The organism is Paenibacillus sp. B46(2026) (assembly GCF_056786355.1).
Genome location: NZ_CM165907.1, coordinates 2,761,010 through 2,778,093, shown reverse-complemented (window position 1 = coordinate 2,778,093; position 17,084 = coordinate 2,761,010). Strand labels below are relative to the sequence as shown.

At 48.0% G+C, this 17,084-nt stretch carries 16 protein-coding genes; 5 read left to right on the top strand and 11 right to left on the bottom strand.

The window, feature by feature from the left end; translation table 11 throughout:
• Window positions 1-13: 13 nt before the first annotated feature.
• The 6 genes from AC1S8V_RS12780 to AC1S8V_RS12755 form a co-directional block, all read right to left on the bottom strand.
• Window positions 14-1,186: a rhamnogalacturonan acetylesterase gene (locus tag AC1S8V_RS12780; RefSeq protein WP_482073896.1), complete on the bottom strand. Its 1,173-nt coding sequence runs from the start codon at window positions 1,184-1,186 to the stop codon at window positions 14-16.
• 269 nt (window positions 1,187-1,455) lie between these two features.
• Window positions 1,456-2,475, bottom strand: coding sequence for an alpha/beta hydrolase family protein (locus tag AC1S8V_RS12775; protein WP_482073895.1), 1,020 nt, complete (start codon window positions 2,473-2,475; stop codon window positions 1,456-1,458).
• Between the two features lie 194 nt (window positions 2,476-2,669).
• Window positions 2,670-4,922: an MMPL family transporter gene (locus AC1S8V_RS12770; RefSeq protein WP_482073894.1), complete on the bottom strand. Its 2,253-nt coding sequence runs from the start codon at window positions 4,920-4,922 to the stop codon at window positions 2,670-2,672.
• 51 nt (window positions 4,923-4,973) lie between these two features.
• On the bottom strand, window positions 4,974-6,128 hold the full coding sequence (locus AC1S8V_RS12765) for a type III polyketide synthase (protein ID WP_482073893.1): 1,155 nt from the start codon (window positions 6,126-6,128) through the stop codon (window positions 4,974-4,976).
• 229 nt (window positions 6,129-6,357) lie between these two features.
• Window positions 6,358-6,978 (bottom strand): flavin reductase family protein, encoded by a 621-nt coding sequence (locus tag AC1S8V_RS12760; RefSeq protein WP_482073892.1) that lies wholly within the window; start codon window positions 6,976-6,978, stop codon window positions 6,358-6,360.
• A gap of 159 nt (window positions 6,979-7,137) precedes the next feature.
• Complete coding sequence (locus AC1S8V_RS12755; RefSeq protein ID WP_482073891.1) at window positions 7,138-8,130, bottom strand: iron-hydroxamate ABC transporter substrate-binding protein; 993 nt, start codon at window positions 8,128-8,130, stop codon at window positions 7,138-7,140.
• A gap of 274 nt (window positions 8,131-8,404) precedes the next feature.
• Here AC1S8V_RS12755 and AC1S8V_RS12750 point away from each other — a divergent pair, with 274 nt between their 5' ends.
• The gene (locus AC1S8V_RS12750) at window positions 8,405-9,013 is read left to right on the top strand and encodes a hypothetical protein (protein ID WP_482073890.1); all 609 of its coding nucleotides are present in this window, start codon (window positions 8,405-8,407) and stop codon (window positions 9,011-9,013) included.
• Window positions 9,014-9,114: 101 nt separating this feature from the next.
• Here the strand turns inward: AC1S8V_RS12750 and AC1S8V_RS12745 are convergent, their stop codons facing one another.
• Together AC1S8V_RS12745 and AC1S8V_RS12740 are read right to left on the bottom strand one after the other, a co-directional pair.
• Window positions 9,115-10,350, bottom strand: a complete 1,236-nt coding sequence (locus tag AC1S8V_RS12745) for a multidrug effflux MFS transporter (protein WP_482073889.1) — start codon at window positions 10,348-10,350, stop codon at window positions 9,115-9,117.
• A 6-nt stretch (window positions 10,351-10,356) separates the two neighbouring features.
• A complete protein-coding gene (locus tag AC1S8V_RS12740; RefSeq protein WP_482073888.1) occupies window positions 10,357-11,100 on the bottom strand; it encodes a GTP pyrophosphokinase in 744 nt (247 codons plus the stop codon).
• Window positions 11,101-11,344: 244 nt separating this feature from the next.
• On the opposite strand from AC1S8V_RS12740, the gene AC1S8V_RS12735 reads away from it, so the two are divergent.
• Both AC1S8V_RS12735 and AC1S8V_RS12730 read left to right on the top strand, forming a co-directional pair.
• Complete coding sequence (locus AC1S8V_RS12735) at window positions 11,345-12,223, top strand: alpha/beta hydrolase family protein (RefSeq protein WP_482073887.1); 879 nt, start codon at window positions 11,345-11,347, stop codon at window positions 12,221-12,223.
• A gap of 82 nt (window positions 12,224-12,305) precedes the next feature.
• Window positions 12,306-13,025 carry a YoaK family protein gene (locus tag AC1S8V_RS12730; RefSeq protein ID WP_482073886.1) on the top strand — a complete coding sequence of 240 codons (720 nt, stop codon included), beginning with the start codon at window positions 12,306-12,308 and terminating at the stop codon, window positions 13,023-13,025.
• A 44-nt stretch (window positions 13,026-13,069) separates the two neighbouring features.
• On the opposite strand, the gene AC1S8V_RS12725 is transcribed toward AC1S8V_RS12730, so the two are convergent.
• Window positions 13,070-13,966 carry a LysR family transcriptional regulator gene (locus AC1S8V_RS12725; protein ID WP_482073885.1) on the bottom strand — a complete coding sequence of 299 codons (897 nt, stop codon included), beginning with the start codon at window positions 13,964-13,966 and terminating at the stop codon, window positions 13,070-13,072.
• Window positions 13,967-14,105: 139 nt separating this feature from the next.
• Here AC1S8V_RS12725 and AC1S8V_RS12720 point away from each other — a divergent pair, with 139 nt between their 5' ends.
• Together AC1S8V_RS12720 and AC1S8V_RS12715 are read left to right on the top strand one after the other, a co-directional pair.
• Complete coding sequence (locus AC1S8V_RS12720) at window positions 14,106-14,810, top strand: O-methyltransferase (RefSeq protein WP_482073884.1); 705 nt, start codon at window positions 14,106-14,108, stop codon at window positions 14,808-14,810.
• Window positions 14,811-14,887: 77 nt separating this feature from the next.
• Window positions 14,888-16,207 carry an MFS transporter gene (locus AC1S8V_RS12715; protein ID WP_482073883.1) on the top strand — a complete coding sequence of 440 codons (1,320 nt, stop codon included), beginning with the start codon at window positions 14,888-14,890 and terminating at the stop codon, window positions 16,205-16,207.
• A gap of 234 nt (window positions 16,208-16,441) precedes the next feature.
• On the opposite strand, the gene AC1S8V_RS12710 is transcribed toward AC1S8V_RS12715, so the two are convergent.
• The gene (locus AC1S8V_RS12710) at window positions 16,442-16,645 is read right to left on the bottom strand and encodes a hypothetical protein (protein WP_482073882.1); all 204 of its coding nucleotides are present in this window, start codon (window positions 16,643-16,645) and stop codon (window positions 16,442-16,444) included.
• Window positions 16,646-16,726: 81 nt separating this feature from the next.
• Window positions 16,727-16,990: a YkgJ family cysteine cluster protein gene (locus AC1S8V_RS12705; protein WP_017688873.1), complete on the bottom strand. Its 264-nt coding sequence runs from the start codon at window positions 16,988-16,990 to the stop codon at window positions 16,727-16,729.
• Between the last annotated feature and the right edge of the window lie 94 nt (window positions 16,991-17,084).

The following is a 17,084-nucleotide window of genomic DNA, read 5'->3' as shown; positions in this document are numbered from 1 at the left end:
TTAAGTAGCATAGTCAGAATCCATTCAGTCCCTGTCTTCTCAGATCCGCAGCCACAATACGTGCAAGCTCCGCAGCCCCTTGACGATTCGGATGCAGACTATCCCCTGTCATATACAGAGCGAGTGTTGCCGCCGGACCAATAGATGTGAAATAGGCAGAACTCAACTTGTTCAGTTCAACCAGCGTAACCCCCTCTTCCTGAGCCAGTGCACGGGTTGATTGATTGTACCAGCGGTTCTCCGCTTGATGTACATTGGCTGAATTAAAGTCCGTTGCCCGGCCCTGAGGCGTGGAGAGGATGACCGTTGCTCCTTTATTCTTCGCCTGGCGAACCATATCTCGCATAATCTCTTTGAACTGAGCCTCCGTTGTATTGTTCTTGGCATTGGTATCGTTAATTCCGAATTGCAAAATAAAATAATCACCCGGCTTGATATACTTCAGAATTGCCTCCATCTGACCATCATCACGGAAACCTCTGGCAAACTGACCACTTGCCGCCATATTGCGAACCTGAAACGTAGCATTGTTCACATAGGACGGAAACAGCTGTCCCCAACCTCCTTGTACACTGCTGCCAAGCGGATAGTAATTGCAGACTGTTGAATCGCCACCAATATAAATCGTGCGGTTGGTCATGGCCTGATTGGATATTTTTCGGATTTCGAGAGCACTAAGTGTGAACGCGGTACCTGTCTTCCCTTCCGTAACCAGCAGGTTTAATTGCCCGTCAGTCACCGGAATCTGGAACTGATCCGTCGCTCCGTTGCCCGTCATATTGATGATCTGGTATACACCTTCTGCCGCCACACTCGCTCTGGCTGTATTGCCCAGAACCACTTTGACCTCATAGAGCCCATTGGACAGATTCACATTGAAAGTATTGGTGCTCTTCGTACCAAACGTCAGGAACTGTACAGCGTCACTCATCACTCCGCTTCCGGAGGCAGACACATTTCGCATATTGGCAGGTGTGTTGAAACCATAGCCTTTCGTAGGCGTATAGGCATCTCCTGCGGACACACCTGTGTAACCGCTCTCAACTGGACCCAAGCCAAAATCAAATCTGTAGTTGTCCGTTGCAGCCTCAGCGACCTGCCCCCCGCTGCTTCCCAGACCTCCCCCGATCGTACTTGCAAACAGCATAAGACAAAGTAGATATTTTACGGATGTTGACCATTTCATTACTGAATTCCCCTCTCGAATCAGAATTATATTAGTTGAACTAAAAATTATTTACACAGACACTACGAAGACAGAATAACCTTCCAATCGCTGTTATCCCCAGATTTTTTGATTCCCTTTTCTCAAGGGAAAATCCGGTGATAGCGTATGCTTTCGAAGTAGCTTTCTTGCAGAAAGCTTGTAGCTTCGCTTTTTCAGGTTTTTTCTATCTTCTCCGTTATCGTGTAAATGATTAGTTCAACTTATATAGATGGTAATAAGCCTCAGCTTCACAGAACTTGATCAAGCCAGTTATAGGCCTTCGCTCCGCTAATCTCATGTCCACCTGTAAAGAAATCCGCATCCAGTGATTCCTTTGCTCCCGCCTGTTCATAGATATGTGTCAATCGCTTATAGGCCTCTCTTGCTGCATGGAGCGGAAATACCTGGTCATCACTTCCGGCTTCAATAAAAAGTGGCCTAGGGACAATCAGACCGATGATGTCCGGCAAATCCGCTTCACGCAGAATTCCTGGCACATAGTTGTCCAGACAATGGTTCCGATCCAGTATGCTGCCATGGAATGTACTTGCATAACCACTCACTACAACTGCACGGAAACGTTCATCCAGCGCAGCTGTAAATGCGGTAACCAGTCCACCGCCCGAAATGCCCATACTTCCGATTCGCTGTGAATCCACTTCAGGCCGGGTCAATACATAATCCAGTACACGTGTTGTTTCATACACCCGATGCCCGGCAAGGGTCTGCCCCACCATGAGCAGATGCGCAGCAATTTTCGTACAGGAACTTGCACCTGAAGGTGCTTCGCGATCTTCTTCCAGTCTTCGATCACCAAATCCGAGCAGCTCTGGAGCAGCGACCACATATCCCCGCTTCACAAGGGCAACTGCAAAATCCTTGTGTAATCCAGGCTCTCCTGTCCGTGGTGAACCATCCGGTTCCATACCAGAGATCTCCCGGCTGCCATACCCGTGCCCGTGACATGCTACGATAGCAGGTCTCTTCGCATCGGTAACGCTTATATTACTTGGAATCAACACATATACAGGCATGCGAAGTCCTGCATAGGTCGTGATCTCCACCCGCTCACGGATATAGCCGTCACATGTAGTGCGCTCCAGTAATACAGGATTGAGTGCTGCTGGCATCGTTGGAAAATCGCCCAGCCGTTCTTTTACACGTGTACGCAACTGACTGCGCCATAACTCAAGGGGTTGATCTGCATGATAAGCGGAACGACCACGAAGATTGGTTTGTTGTTGCAGGTAGGCTTCAATATCCGACATAGGCCTGTGTCCTCCTGTTTTTCCTAGGATAACTTAGATGATCGACCGACCGAAATATTCGATTAATCCAGTCTATTATAGAACATCTATGTCACTTATGAATTGAACATGTTTGCCTGTTTTGAATGGAATCACACGATTGCTAGCCAAAAAAAGGATATCTCCAACCTGATGACAGGTTTCGGAAATATCCTTCATTTGATCTGACCCGGCAACCACCAGTTCCATCTGCCCATTAACTTCATCAGGGAAGGTACCAGTATTAGACGGACCAGTGTAACGTCAATTAATACTGCGGCGGTTATCCCGATCCCCAACTGTCTCACTCCTGCAACTTCAGCAAAAGCAAACGGTACGGTCACCGCAAGCAGAATGGCCGCTGCAGAGGTAACCAGACGACCCGTAGAAGCCAATCCCTGTTGGACAGCCACATCACTGTCTCCGGTTCGTCTATAGACTTCCTGAATACGGCTCAGCATAAACACACCATAATCCATGGATATGCCGAACACGAGTCCCGCAATGAATACCGGAATCATAATGGCAATGGCTGACGGCTCCATCCCGAGATGTCCCTCATTAAATACCCACACCAATATGCCAAATGAAGCGGCTAAGCTGAGCAGATTCATCAGAATGGCCTTGATTGGAATGAGCAGAGATCGAAATGCTGCCAACAGCACAACATAATTGGATACCACTACAAATACCAGCACTTTGGGCAGTTGCTGCGTGACTTCCTGCATAATTTCATGTTGCTTGACTGCTTCACCGCCATAACGAAGTTTTACGTCTTTGGAACCCAGCGCGTAATCGTTGTTGCTCATTCGTTCCAGCCAGTCTGCAACTTGTTCCGAACCAGGCTCTCCTCGTACGGTGGCTATTAATCGAATCGAATGATCAGAGACAGTTGAACGCAGCCATGCCGTCCTTGTTGACTCCTTGCCTTCTATGGAAGAAGTGAGCGACGACAGTGGAATTCGAAAAAGGGTTTGGCTTTGCACGTTATTTTGATCCGGCTGTAACAGTCCCCATGGTGAATTAATGCTCACGACATTGGAGTCCTGTAGAAGTTGGCGTACTTTGTTATGGGCCATCTGCCAGTGAGAGGCAGTCAAAGCCTGCTGCTGTCCGCCAATCACCATCTCGATGGTGGAGGTATTCTTTTGACCAAAATCATGCTGCAACTGTTCTGCTGCCTGACGGGACTCCATTCTCTCTGGCAGCGAAGAGGCATCCGGGATGGACAGCTCCAGTCGGGTCACTGGATAGACACACAGGAGCAGCATAACCGTGCCTCCGATCGCCATTCGGACTGGTCGTTTCATGACCATTGCAGACCATGTATACCAGACCGAGCGTCTGGATAACGAATGGACTGACTTTCGACTGAAGACCCGAACCGCAGAGAGAGACAGCAGGGCTGGCAGCAACGTTACGTTTAACAGTAGCGATAGAAGCAGCACGATAATGGCCCCCAAGGATACGCTCAGAAACATCGGTAGTCTGATCCAAAGCAGACCCAGCAGTCCAAGGAGCACGCAAGCTGCCGAGAACAACGCCGCTCTGCCTGCTGTACACAGTGTTCGCTGAAGGATCTCGCTTCGCAGAACCTCGCTCTGCATATCCAGACTGCTGCCCATAACGTTAGCTTCTCCTTCATCTTCATAGGCCCGCTGAAGTTCTTCCCTGTACCTGCTCAGGATGATCAGAGCAAAGTCTAAACTAAGTGCCATGCCCACCATAGGAATTACGTTAATGATAAAGTTGGACAGTTCCAGATGATAACCAAGGAGAGAAGTGACTCCCATAGCCGTAATCACAGCACTAATCCCCATCATGACAGCAATCCATGCGGCATATAGTCCCCAGAATGCGAAGCACAAAATGATCAGGGCAATCGGCAGTCCCACCATCTCTGCCCGTTCCAGGTCACGAAAGCTCAGATGGTTCACATCCTGCTGCACGACCGCCTTTCCCGTCAATTGGACCGTACCTGGACCGTCTGTTGCCAGCTCGGCGCGCAACTGCTCCAGCAGAGGACCCATCTGATGCGCGGGCACATCCATCTTCACAAGGGCATAAGCCTTATTGTCTTGCAGCATCATCCCTTTCCTAGCATCAAGAGAGGATGTAATAGAGGTTACCGCGGGCAACACTTGAACCTGTGTCAGACGATCCCTGATCCACTGCCGGAACTCTAATGGCGAGGTATTTTCCTTTTTCTCAAAAACCAGAATAACCGGATCAGCAGGAGAACCGAATTCGTCCTCCAGAACAAGCTCAACTGCTTGCGCATCCCCGTAAACCCGTTTCAATCCGTGATCCTGAACAATGTCAGGCAACTTCCACGCCCAGACCGCTGACATCCCGATGATAAATATCCAGCAGAGAATAATGAACCGCGGATATCGGCTAATGAGGACAGCAAGTCTGCGATAACACATACCTAAGCTCCTCTGCGATCAGATTGGCCATTCAGTTACTTGATTCGCGACTTATTGGATGCCATGATCCACAGGTGTTCTGTTCGCTATGGGGGCAGGGATGTATGTAAAAGGAAGTAATTCTGCTGTCAGTCCCGGGCCAAAGGCCAGCGCTATCCCGCTGGAAGAATCTTCTTTCTGTCTGTAATCCTCACGGATGGCTTGAAGAACAAACAGAATCGTCACGGACGACAAGTTGCCATAATCCCGCAGGATGTTTCGACTGTAGGAGACCTGCTCATCCGTCAACTGATACAACTTCTGAACGGCATCCACAATGCCTCTGCCTCCCGGATGGATCGCCCATATTTCCGGTAAAGCACTTCCCTCCAGTAACCGTTCTACCTCTGGCCCGAGATGCAAGCCGAGCAGCTTTGGAATCTGTGGTGACAGATAGAGATCAAAGCCTGTATTGCCCACTTCCCAGATCATCTCTTCTGCACAGTCCGGGAGCAGCGTCGAGTATCCACGGCCCAGTCGAAAACATACATTACGGTCTGTTCCGGACGCGCCAATTACGCACGCAGAGGCGCCGTCTCCGAAGAAAGATGCAGCATACAGGTCGTCCCGTTTGGCAGATGGCTGGAAGTGAAGCGTGCACAGCTCCACACACACGATGAGAACTGTCGCCTCCTGATCTGTCGTTACAATGGAATTGGCCAGTTGTATCGCCTTCAGACCGGCTGCACATCCTTGAAACACCAGTGGAATCCGGTTGATCTGCGGTGACAGTTCAAGCTGCTGGATCAGCCGAACATCAAGTCCGGGCAGGAATTGCCCCGTGCAGCTAACCGTAATGAGATGTGTAATTTCCGAGGAGGATACGTCTGCATCCTGAAGGGCCTGTCCAGCCGCCTCCAGACCAAGTGGAACAGCAGCCGCTTTGTATTTACCCATACGCTCGGATGTAGTCGGAACCTCCTCCGCAGTGGTAAAGGGTAAATATCGGCAAGCATCCACAGGTTCAAGCAGATTCGGTTCACTTGTATAACGAGTCTCTACACCGCACTGATTAAAGATTCGTTTGGCCCACCTTCTCGCATCTGGCTCATGTTCCAGCGCTTGCGCGAGACGGGCAGATACATCCTTTTGCTCAATACGGTGGGCTGGCCACGCCGTTCCGATTCCCATAATACTTGCCCCTGTAGTTCCCTCAAACTGGTTCATCGGCTTAACCCCCTATATCGCACGTGTTCAAAAGTAGGTTTTTAAACAACCTATATATAATAGGTTCATATGAAATGTGCAGGATATAGTACAAGTCTATTCACTCCCTGTCCTGTTTATGTTCATATTAACAAGCAAAGGCGGACCACATATGCGAGTTACGCACGTGCTGTCCGCCTTATCTATAGGGTTAAAGCCATTCATGTGTCAGATATACGATCTGTTAGAACTATTCAGGCCGAATTACGGTGAAACGTTCGCCAAGCTTGGCATAATCATTACCCGCCAGTCGACTGACCGGTTTCAAATGATCCATCAGGATATAGCCCTTATCAGGGTTATAGACTTGTTCGCTGAAATGGTACTGCACAATGCGTACCAGCAGTAAGTCGCTCGCGGGTTTGCCATCATCGTTCGTGATGGGAATATGCTGATACAGTTCGCATTCCATTCGAATAAGTGCTTGCTGTATTCCCGGAACCGAGACTTTTGTACTTGGCACGGTAGTCAGTTTTGTCCGCTCAAGCTCACTTTCATGGGGTTCAAGTATGGCTGCTGTTTCATTCACTTCGGGTATAATTGCTTCATCACATATATGCACGACCAGTTCCTTATGAGCAAGCACATTGCGTGCAGTATCTTTCATAACGCCGTCCTTGCGTGCAATGGATATGGATAACAGCGGCGGGTCCGAACTAACTACATTGAAGAAACTGAAAGGCGCTGCATTAATTACACCATTCTCATCTGAAAGTGTCGTCACAAAAGCAATTGGACGTGGCACCACCGAACCACTCATCAGTTTATAGTTGTCTCTTCCCGTTATTTCACGTGGATCCAATGTATACATATGTAAATATCCCCTTCCCTGCTCGTGAAGAAAATGACAATTCTACTTCATGACACGTCAAGATTCTACTTCTTATTATATATCGTAAAATGCTAAATTGACAAAAAAAAAAAAACTCCCTGGTACCCATTGCACCAAGGAGTTTGAACATGCTATTTCTTATTTAACGATGCTGTTCTGAATGTCTTCCATAATTTGAAGATTCGCTTGAACTCCACTATACAACCAGCTGCTGGAACGGGTAAATTCGAACAAATTACCATTTTTCACAGCCGGAATGCTTTGCCATACCGGATCTTTCAGTGCTTCTGACCCTGTACCTTCATCACTATTCACAAAGAACAAGTAGTCTACATCCATTTCCGCCAATTTCTCCATTGAGATGGAAGACCAGTTACCTGTCGCATTGGCAGAGATTTCTTTTACAACTTCAGGCTCTACAAGTCCAAGTTCTTTGTACATCACTTCTCCACTCGATACATTGTCACTTACGATGAAAAACTTGCCGCTAACCAACCAAATGGCCGCTGCCGATTTCGTTCCACCTGTAACGTTGTTGATTTTTTCCTTGATTTCTGTAGCTTTAACTTCGTAATCATCCAGCGCTTTTTGTGCTTCGGCACTCTTATTCAAAATCTCACCGATTTTCAGCTGCGTTTTGCGCCAGTCGCTATTAATCTCATCGCCGAGTACGTAAGTAGGTGCAATCTTACTGTACTGTTCGTATTTCTCACCTTCAACCACACTTTCGGAACCGATAATAATCAGATCTGGGTTAAAGCTGGTTACCGCTTCGAAAGGCAGATCGAAGGCAATCGTGGGAATACCATTCAGATCTTTTTGTAGATATTCCTGAATTCCGTTGGCTACAGACCATTGGGCAACTGGCTTAACACCGAGTGTTACCAGATTGTCTTCCAGATAAGAAGCGATGATACGCTCCGGATTAGCCGGGATAATTACTTCGTGTCCCATTGCATCTGTTAATGTGCGCTCTGTGGCGGCTTCTGTTTGCGTCTCTGTCTCCGTTGCTGTGTCGCTCTCTCCTGCTGCTCCATTCTCTGCTGGCTTCGTTCCACACGCTGCCAACCAGATGGACATGACCATCACCGTAATTAGAAGCATGATCATCTTGCTATTTCTCTTAAACACGTGAGTTAACCCCTTTCATTTCGTTATGAAAACCTTATTCGGCGTTATTGTGACAGATATCAACGTTCAAAAATATTGATACTATAATTGATACATATAATATCCGTATGTACATTTGCCAATTCCATTGACAATGATAATTGTTATCATTCCAGTTGTCAATTCGATTATGTCCTGAGCGGATCATATAAAATCCTCTTGGTCGGATTCACCAATGGGCGGATGCCGCCATATGCTGAATGCAGAATACGATGACAGGAAGGATGTTCTGTACATGAGTTACGTATATAACCCTTATCTAAGTTATGGGGAAGACCGTTCATTTCAACTGCCCCCACTGTTCCCAGGTGGTGGAGGTGGCGGCACACCGGGTGGTCCGACGTTTCCTGGTATACCTGGCGGTCAAGGTTCCTATCCTCCATTCATTCCAGGCGGCGGAACAGGTCCATATTTCCCTGGAGGCATACCGGGTACAATCCCGGGGACAGCACCGGGCGTACCTGCACAACTGACACAAGGCAATCTGCCCACCCTGCTTAGTGCATATCCTCGTCCGGTAGGTCAGCCTCCGGCAGAGATGCTTTTTCTGTATAACCTGATCAAAAGCAGCCCAGGTCTGCTCCCGCTCTTCCTCCAGCAACAGCCGCAAAGTCTGACTCAAGCTGTACAATTTGCACAGACTGGTGCAGCGGCGCCTCGGGATAACGAAGAACGTGCACTGCCCAACTTTTGCTACAACCGATGGTCTCTTGTGTTCACTTACAATGATGTCTACCTGATGTGGCCTGCTATTAATCTGTTTGGTTTTGTGGTCGGGTATTTCTATCCATTCCTTACGCCAGGTATTTTGTTGAATACACAAATTTTGTTCGCGCTCTGCTAATCCTGTCCTTACTTACAGCAAGAGCCCCACTTGGAAGCATGATTCCTGCCAAGCGGGGCTCTTTTTTCGTTCTTTTAACCTGACGTTCAGAATCAGTACATTCAACTCAATGCCTGATCGTGCTGACGCTTCCTGCCTCTACTGACCATTAGGAAGTAAATCACCAAGGCACCGAGATCAGCACACGCGATAACAATTCCCATCGGCACAGCTGTACCTTCTCCTCCGAGGCCTACAAGCGGAGCGACAATACCTCCGAACAGGAACGTCATCACTCCAATAAGCGCAGACGCACTGCCTGCCGACTTCTCCTGATTGGCCATAGCCAGGGCGAAGGAAGCGGTATTCACCAGCCCGACACTGGATACCACCAGAAATAACGGAATCAGCACAGAGATCAGATTTCCTCCAGCCAGAATGGCAATGAGCAGTGAGGTTCCTCCCACCGCTGCGGTTAGCAGCCCTGCGATTAACAGGCGAGTCTCCGATACCTTTCCTGCAAGTCTGCCGGCAATCTGACTGGCCAGAATAATGCCTAGCCCATTAATGGCGAAGCAGACACTGAACATTTGCGGGGATACCCCGTATATCTTCTGAAGCACAAACGGCGAACCTGAGATGTAGGCAAACATGCCAGCGGCTACAAACCCCTGGGTTAACGCATAACCCATAAACTGGCGATCCCCGGCGATTTGGCGAAACGTGATCAAGGTCTGCTTCAGTCCCCCCCTTGATCTGCGGCTGGATGGCAATGTCTCTCCAAGACCGAAAATGACAGCAAACAGCGTCAATATACCTATGAGGCTGAGCAAAATAAATACACCGCGCCACGAGGTATACGTCAACAATTGTCCGCCAATGATCGGTGCAGCAATCGGGGCTACGCCGTTAATCAGCATTAACAGGGAGAAGAATCGTGTCAGTTCCGGACCCGAGTATACGTCTCTGACAATCGCACGCGAGATTACAATCCCGGCCGCTCCGGCCACCCCCTGAATGAATCGTAGCACAACAAAAGAGCCCATCGTGGGGCTGACCAGGCAGAGTATGGAAGCGATGGTATAGAGCACAAGACCTGCAATGAGCGGTGTTCGCCGACCACGTACATCACTTAGAGGTCCGGCAAGCAACTGTCCCACCGCAAGTCCAATCATACACGCCGTCAGACTGAGCTGAGCATACGAAGTAGATGACCCGAACTCATCGGCCAGCGTAGGCAATGAGGGCAAATACATATCCAGGGACAACGGCCCGAAGGCCGACAACGTCCCCAGAATTAAAGCCATCCGCACACGAGACGTAGAGTTCGTGTTCAATGAAGCTATTGTGCTTTTCATCGAGTACTACTCCCCGCTACCTAGCAACTTGAGCAAGTTGGATGGCAGTGTGAACTGTTGATTGTTAATAATAATACGGCGCAGCTCTTCTTCATCCCGCTCGTTCTCAGCATCCTTGATCTCCTGAATTTCCCGGTGAAGTCGCTCCATCTGTTGATCCAGTGCATTCGCAGAATCTGCCGCACTTTTGAGTTCCCTGGTCAAATGCTCGGGAACATCCTTATTGTATTTATAAAAAATCTTATGTTCCAGACTCGCCCAGAAATCCATCGCGATTGTACGGATCTGGATCTCCACACAAGCTCGTTCCTCACCATTGGACATGTACACAGGCACTTCCACCAGAAGGTGAAGACTTTGGTAGCCGTTTGGCTTCGGATTCTCGATGTAGTCTTTGACCTCCATTACACGCAGGTCACTCTGGTTACACAGCATATCCTTAATGCGATAGATATCCGAGATAAAGGAACATGTAATTCGTACTCCGGCGATATCCTTGATATTTTGCTTGATACTCTCAAACGTTAACTCATGATTTTTGCGAAACATCTTGTTCATAATGCTCTCAGGTGACTTCAGTCTGGACTTCGTATGCTCAATTGGACTGTAATCATGCAGCGACTGGAATTCTTCCTTCAGTACTTCAATCTTGGTCTCCATTTGATCCAGAGCAAATTTATAAATCATCATAAATCTCGTAATTTCATATTTGAATTTCTTGAATTGATCGATTGGATGTGGGGCGTTCATTATGGTTTTCTTCCTTTCTTTCTGCACACTAAAGTTAGTTTTATAAATAGGAGGACAGCGGGCAATCCACATGTCTTCTGAACCATTATAAATCATATGGAGCCAATAAACGAATTTCTCACATTCGGGCTGGTGATTTAGCCTGGAAGGTATGGGAACTTATTTTACGCGCATCATATAGAAACATCCCTATCATTTGGCTCTCCATTACCGATGAAAGAAGTTGATTTCCCTGCTCTATCAAGTGACGTACTCGTCCGATATGCTTCGGGTTAAAGCCTATTTATTTTTGCCACACGGCTGTTCGTTATCTGCTCTCACAGCATACGAAATTTCTCATCCCTTCTCTGGCTACTCTAGCTTACCGGACTTCGTTTCCATTGAAAAGTCTCTACATCTGCAACCACTCGCCAGCCACTACCCTGCTGTAAGAATGCATGATATCACTCCCACACAGGAACAGTGGCCTGTGCTGATCTATTGTCGCGGCGGACTTGGCAGCTATGGCGGGGTAAATACCGTTTGGCTTGAGCAATTTGTACAGAAAGGTTATATCGTGTTCGCTCCATCCTATCGTGGCAACGAAGGCGGTGAGGGGTGTGACGAGTATGGCGGAAGAGATGCAGAAGATGTGCATGCCGCTTACCGGTTGGTGCAACGTTTGCCTTTTGCCGACCCGACTCGGATATCGCTGATGGGATTCTCCCGTGGAGCCATTAATGCGGTACATACAGCAACTGCCTATAATGATGGGCCAGACAAAGTACATAAGTTAGTCCTATGGAGCGGTGTCGCCGATGTGGAACGCACGTATCATGAACGAACCGACCTGAGACGTACATTGAAAAGGGTGCTCGGTGGTTCCCCCCGTACGGTTCCGGAAGCATATCTTGCCCGTTCCCCTTTGTCGAATGCAAACAAACTATCCTGCCCCGTGCTGATCATGCACGGCACATCGGATACGCAGGTGAATTACAGTCATGGCACCCGGATGTACCACTGGCTGAAGCGTCGGGGCGCTAACGTTACATTTCACGCCTACGGCGGACAGGACCACCATTTTCACCAGAGAATACACGAGTCAGCAGTGAATAATATGTTTGACTGGCTTGCGGCGCCATAGTCCTGAGCCATGAATTTCATTTTGAAGAATCACGCGATATGGCTGTATACTGGAGGGGTTACGTTTTTTTGAAAGGACGGATATGATGAATCAAAACACCCTCCAAAAGTACGCGATGCTCCTTCTATGTATGTGTGCGGGGATGGTTGATCTGATTGGATATCTAGGACTGGGACACGTGCTCACAGCCAATATGACGGGGAATATTGTACTATTGGGTATTGCCATTGCCCGTGCTCAGGAATTTGTCGTGCTGCGTTCGCTCCTAGCTCTCATCGGCTTTATTGCTGGCAATGCCATTGCCGCACACATGATCGGGCATGTGCATACCAAAAATGGCTGGTCTTCTCGGGTCACTTCCGTATTCACTGTTGAGAGCATATTGCTCCTTCTGTTCGCAATCGCCATGATTAGTCCATACTCAGAACAACTATCCTATCTGTTGATTGTCATACTAGCCATTGCAATGGGTATGCAAACGACTGCGGCGCGCCGCATTGGAATTGCTGGTATCTCAACAACCGTGCTCACCAATAATCTGGCCGCCGTGGTAGAAGATACCGTAAGCATTCTTAGAAGACTGCGACATGTCAATATCCGATCGCTGGTCAAAGCCCTGTCTACAGATTCCTATCTTCGTGCAGGTGCTGTTGTAATCTATCTGGTCGGCGTCATTGTTGCCGCATTGCTGTTCCACCGTGTGCCGATGATCGCAGTCTGGATTCCTGTGCTGACCATTGGCGGTGTAACCCTGTATGCCCGATTACATGCATGGGGAAGTTCACATCAAAGCGAAGGCTAATAGCCGAAAAAGCAACCTATGTACTTTAAGTACAATCGCACTTTTTATTTCATCAACGACGCCTCTTGGCGGATTAGCTTGACGAGATGCTGTGCAGCAGGCGACAATACTTCCCCCGCTCGTGTACATACGGCAACCGTATTTCTCAGCTGTACACCTCGAACGTACACACGGGCCAGCCTGCCTTGCTGCACATCTTCCTTCACAACCAAAGAAGATATAAAGTTGGCTCCATAACCTGCCTTCACTGCACTGATCGTTTCGTTCAGCCCGTTGAACTGAAGCGCAATGCGGGGAGCGGCCAGGTTATTTGTTGTGCAAAGGGAAACCAGTCGCTCACGCGTGGCACTGCCTTCTTCACGCATGATGAAGGGTTCTGCCACCATCTCATGCAGCTCGATTTCTTTGCCTGCATAAGGATGGTCGGGATGAACAACAAACCACATCTCATCCTCAAACAATTCGTCCCATTGGACACCCGCATGTGTGATTCCACTTCCACCATACACCGCAATCTCTGCCTCGTAGCGAAGCAATTGGTCAAAAGCCATCTGGGTATTCGTTGTGCTCACAACCAGTTCCACATCCTCGTGCATCTGCTTGAATCGCGCAATCCAGGCTGGCAGCAGAAAATTCGAAGGTAAGTAGGTTGCCGTAAGACGTATGAGCCCTTTCTTGCCCTCCCGAAAATCCTGCACAAAATTCTCGACATCCTGCTCCAGCATGAACAGACGCTCGGCATAACCTGTTAACTGCATCCCGGCATCCGTGAGCACCAACCTTCTTCCCTCTGAAGCAAAAAGCTGGATTCCCAGTTCACGCTCAAACTTCTTCACCTGGGAAGATACCGCCGGTTGACTAATATTAAGTTCTTCTGCGGCACGAGTGACCCCACCATATCTCACGATGGCATGAAATAATCGTAATCCATGCAGATTCATGTGCTACACCTCTTCCACGTCTAATATATAATCTAAAGTTATATTAACATACATAATATATATTTTATTTATACTTCTATTCCATCTATAGTTGAATTATGAAATCAAATACAAGATACATGGAAAGGAACATGTGAAGATGAAAAATATAAATACGACCGACCTACAGCATACCTGGACTCAAGTCGACGACTACATGAATGATCTACTGATTCCCTCGGATGCCCTGCTGGAACTTACACTGCAAACCAATGCCGAAGCTGGATTACCCGCTCATGACGTAACACCAAATCAAGGGAAGCTACTTCAACTTCTGCTTCAAATCCAAGGAGCAACCCGAGTGCTTGAAATCGGCACATTGGGTGGATACAGTACCATCTGGATGGCAAGAGCCCTGCCTGAACATGGACACATCGTCTCACTGGAATCCGAACCACGCCATGCGGACTTGGCACGAGCCAATCTTGCACGTGCAGGACTTCTGCATAAGGTTGACCTGAGAGTTGGTCCTGCCCTGACCACCCTTCCCGATGTTCAGGAAGAATACAGGGAGCCGTTTGATATGATCTTTATTGATGCTGACAAACCCAGTAATCCCGATTATCTGAGATGGGCCCTTCGACTGACTCGTCCGGGGAGTCTAATTATTGGTGATAATATCGTCAGGGACGGTGAAGTGATTCGCGCAGACAGCACAGACCCGAGAGTTCAAGGCGTTCGATCATTCCTTCAATTGATCGGTGATCACCCCCGGCTTGAAGCTACAGCCCTGCAAACGGTCGGTAGCAAAGGTTACGATGGATTCGTCATCGCTCGTGTAATGGATGCCCCTGAACCAAAATAAACAGTGGTCAATTCTTCCGCAAATTCCCCTTTCCTGTTAAACTGGAATCACTGCACAGTCAGACTGGGGGGAACCACTTGAGAGTTTTACGACAGATTCATGCTGAAATTCGCGGCTGGTCCCGCAATATTCAACTTTTTTTCCTGGCAAGCATTCTGTATCAGATCGGAAATGGCATGTTCTCTGTCTTGTACAATCTGTACATTCAGGGTCTGGGCTATAATGATACAATGAACGGCCAGATTGTAAGTATTCAATCACTCGCAACAGCCATTATGTTTGTTCCTATCGGTCTATGCGGCGATCTGTTTAGCCGCAAGCGGCTGCTCATTACCGGGGCGTTATTCAGCGGAATCTTTTTGATCGGGCGCTCCTTTGATTATTCAGCTACTGGACTGATCTGGTTCGCGGTGTTCTCCGGCCTTTTCGCTGGTGTATTCCAAGTACTGGCCATTCCTTATCTGGCGGAAAACGTCAAGAAAAGCCAGCGGCTGAAGATGTTCAGTTATTATTCATCCCTTGTGCTGGCTTCCCAGGTTCTTGGTAGCCTGGGTGGCGGCGTATTCGCAGATTTGCTACATACGGCAGGACTCGCCAAAGTGACCGGATTACAGACAGTTTTATTTGTCGGTGGTGCAGCAACGCTTGCTGCGTTTATTCCACTGTTATTTGTAACTGAAGATAAGGCCACTCCGCAGACGACAACACCTGCACAACCTGCTCTACAATCAGACACAGATCTCAAAGATCGTGCAATAGGTACCTCAAATACCTCAAACCAGAATGATTTAATCACTAAGAAAAAGGATTCCCGACTGATTGGTCAGTTTGTAGTAACCCAGTTATTAATCGGATTAGGTTCAGGACTGGTTGTACCGTATCTGAATCTGTATTTCACCAATCGATTTTCGGTTTCTCTAAGCGGCATGAGCTTGCTGATTGCACTCGGCCAGATTATGACGATTGTATCCATGCTGATTGGTCCTACCCTCGCGGCAAAAGTCGGGAGCGTACGAGCCGTTGTCATTTTCCAGGTCATGTCGCTGCCCTTCCTTCTATTAACAGGCTTCACCAATCTGTTGTTTATCGCTTCGCTGAGTTTCTTATTCAGACAAGCTCTGATGAATGCAGCCAATCCCATTCACTCCGCCATACTGGTGGATCGAATCTCCGACAAACGCCGCGGGATTGCCAATTCACTGATGCAGACCTCGTTCATGATTGGTTGGGCTACCATGGGACCTGTTCAATCCTATCTGGTCACCACGTACGGAACGTACTGGGGTTACGCGATCACATTCAGCATCACAGGCTGTCTATACGTTATTGCATCGTTGATGTACTATGTAATGTTCAAAGAACCCAAGCCTTCCACCGCTGCTCTGGCAGGAGAATAATGATGTTCTCCCTTTCGGCGGCTACCTCACTACTCAGTATGGCTTCTGGCGGGATGGATCAGATAAGTATCATGGCACATGAAGTCAATGCTGACCTTTCGGTTATGATCTTATTTCGCCCATTCCATGACAAAGAGAGTATCCACTTGAATCACATCCTGCGGGTACTCTCTTTCACTTGTACAGACTCATCTTCGGCATTTGGCCTCATTCAATTTTAAGCATAATGACTAATTATAAATAAATTCGGTTGTACATCCAGCCCACAATGCCCACCGTAACCAGTGTTGCCCCAATAATAAATGCATAATAGCTAATCTTACTTTTGGACTCCGAAGTCTGATGGTCATAATAATCCGAGTTACGTCGGTAAAACCCCATCCATAACTCTCCGATCATATTCACAACAACCAATACAAAACGTTTAACAAGCCCCATTGTATTCGCGTCTCCTCTCTCTCTCTGATCGACCTTCTTCCATATTAAGTATAATTATCCCAATTAATTAAAACAACCTACTCATATTACCTTTGGTGCAGTTTCTTGCTCCAACCAGGTTAAAATATCAAATGCTTCCTGATCAGTGCTACCACACATCTCCTCCTCAGCTTGCAATCCACTGCATACCGCAGGACGATCCTTTTGGCCAAAAATTCCGCAACGATTATCATCCGTAAGCTGCACGCAGCGTACACCTGCCGGCTTGCCATGAGCCATGCCCGGTATCGGTGATGATATGGAAATCGCGATACAACATGCGGCACAGCCTGTCCTGCATTCCATACGTATTCCCTCCTAATTTTAATACTTATAGTACTTACAATACGTGTTCAAAAAGACCGGTTTTCAGTACCAAGAAGATGGGATGAAGTTAGAA

What these genes read in the sequence shown, in the direction of transcription:
- AC1S8V_RS12780 (WP_482073896.1), bottom strand. Translation starts at nt 1,186, where the DNA reads ATGAAATGGTCAACATCCGTAAAATATCTACTTTGTCTTATGCTGTTT.
- AC1S8V_RS12775 (WP_482073895.1), bottom strand. Translation starts at nt 2,475, where the DNA reads ATGTCGGATATTGAAGCCTACCTGCAACAACAAACCAATCTTCGTGGT.
- AC1S8V_RS12770 (WP_482073894.1), bottom strand. Translation starts at nt 4,922, where the DNA reads ATGTGTTATCGCAGACTTGCTGTCCTCATTAGCCGATATCCGCGGTTC.
- AC1S8V_RS12765 (WP_482073893.1), bottom strand. Translation starts at nt 6,128, where the DNA reads ATGAACCAGTTTGAGGGAACTACAGGGGCAAGTATTATGGGAATCGGA.
- AC1S8V_RS12760 (WP_482073892.1), bottom strand. Translation starts at nt 6,978, where the DNA reads ATGTATACATTGGATCCACGTGAAATAACGGGAAGAGACAACTATAAA.
- AC1S8V_RS12750 (WP_482073890.1), top strand. Translation starts at nt 8,405, where the DNA reads ATGAGTTACGTATATAACCCTTATCTAAGTTATGGGGAAGACCGTTCA.
- AC1S8V_RS12745 (WP_482073889.1), bottom strand. Translation starts at nt 10,350, where the DNA reads ATGAAAAGCACAATAGCTTCATTGAACACGAACTCTACGTCTCGTGTG.
- AC1S8V_RS12740 (WP_482073888.1), bottom strand. Translation starts at nt 11,100, where the DNA reads ATGAACGCCCCACATCCAATCGATCAATTCAAGAAATTCAAATATGAA.
- AC1S8V_RS12730 (WP_482073886.1), top strand. Translation starts at nt 12,306, where the DNA reads ATGATGAATCAAAACACCCTCCAAAAGTACGCGATGCTCCTTCTATGT.
- AC1S8V_RS12725 (WP_482073885.1), bottom strand. Translation starts at nt 13,966, where the DNA reads ATGAATCTGCATGGATTACGATTATTTCATGCCATCGTGAGATATGGT.
- AC1S8V_RS12720 (WP_482073884.1), top strand. Translation starts at nt 14,106, where the DNA reads ATGAAAAATATAAATACGACCGACCTACAGCATACCTGGACTCAAGTC.
- AC1S8V_RS12710 (WP_482073882.1), bottom strand. Translation starts at nt 16,645, where the DNA reads ATGGGGCTTGTTAAACGTTTTGTATTGGTTGTTGTGAATATGATCGGA.
- AC1S8V_RS12705 (WP_017688873.1), bottom strand. Translation starts at nt 16,990, where the DNA reads ATGGAATGCAGGACAGGCTGTGCCGCATGTTGTATCGCGATTTCCATA.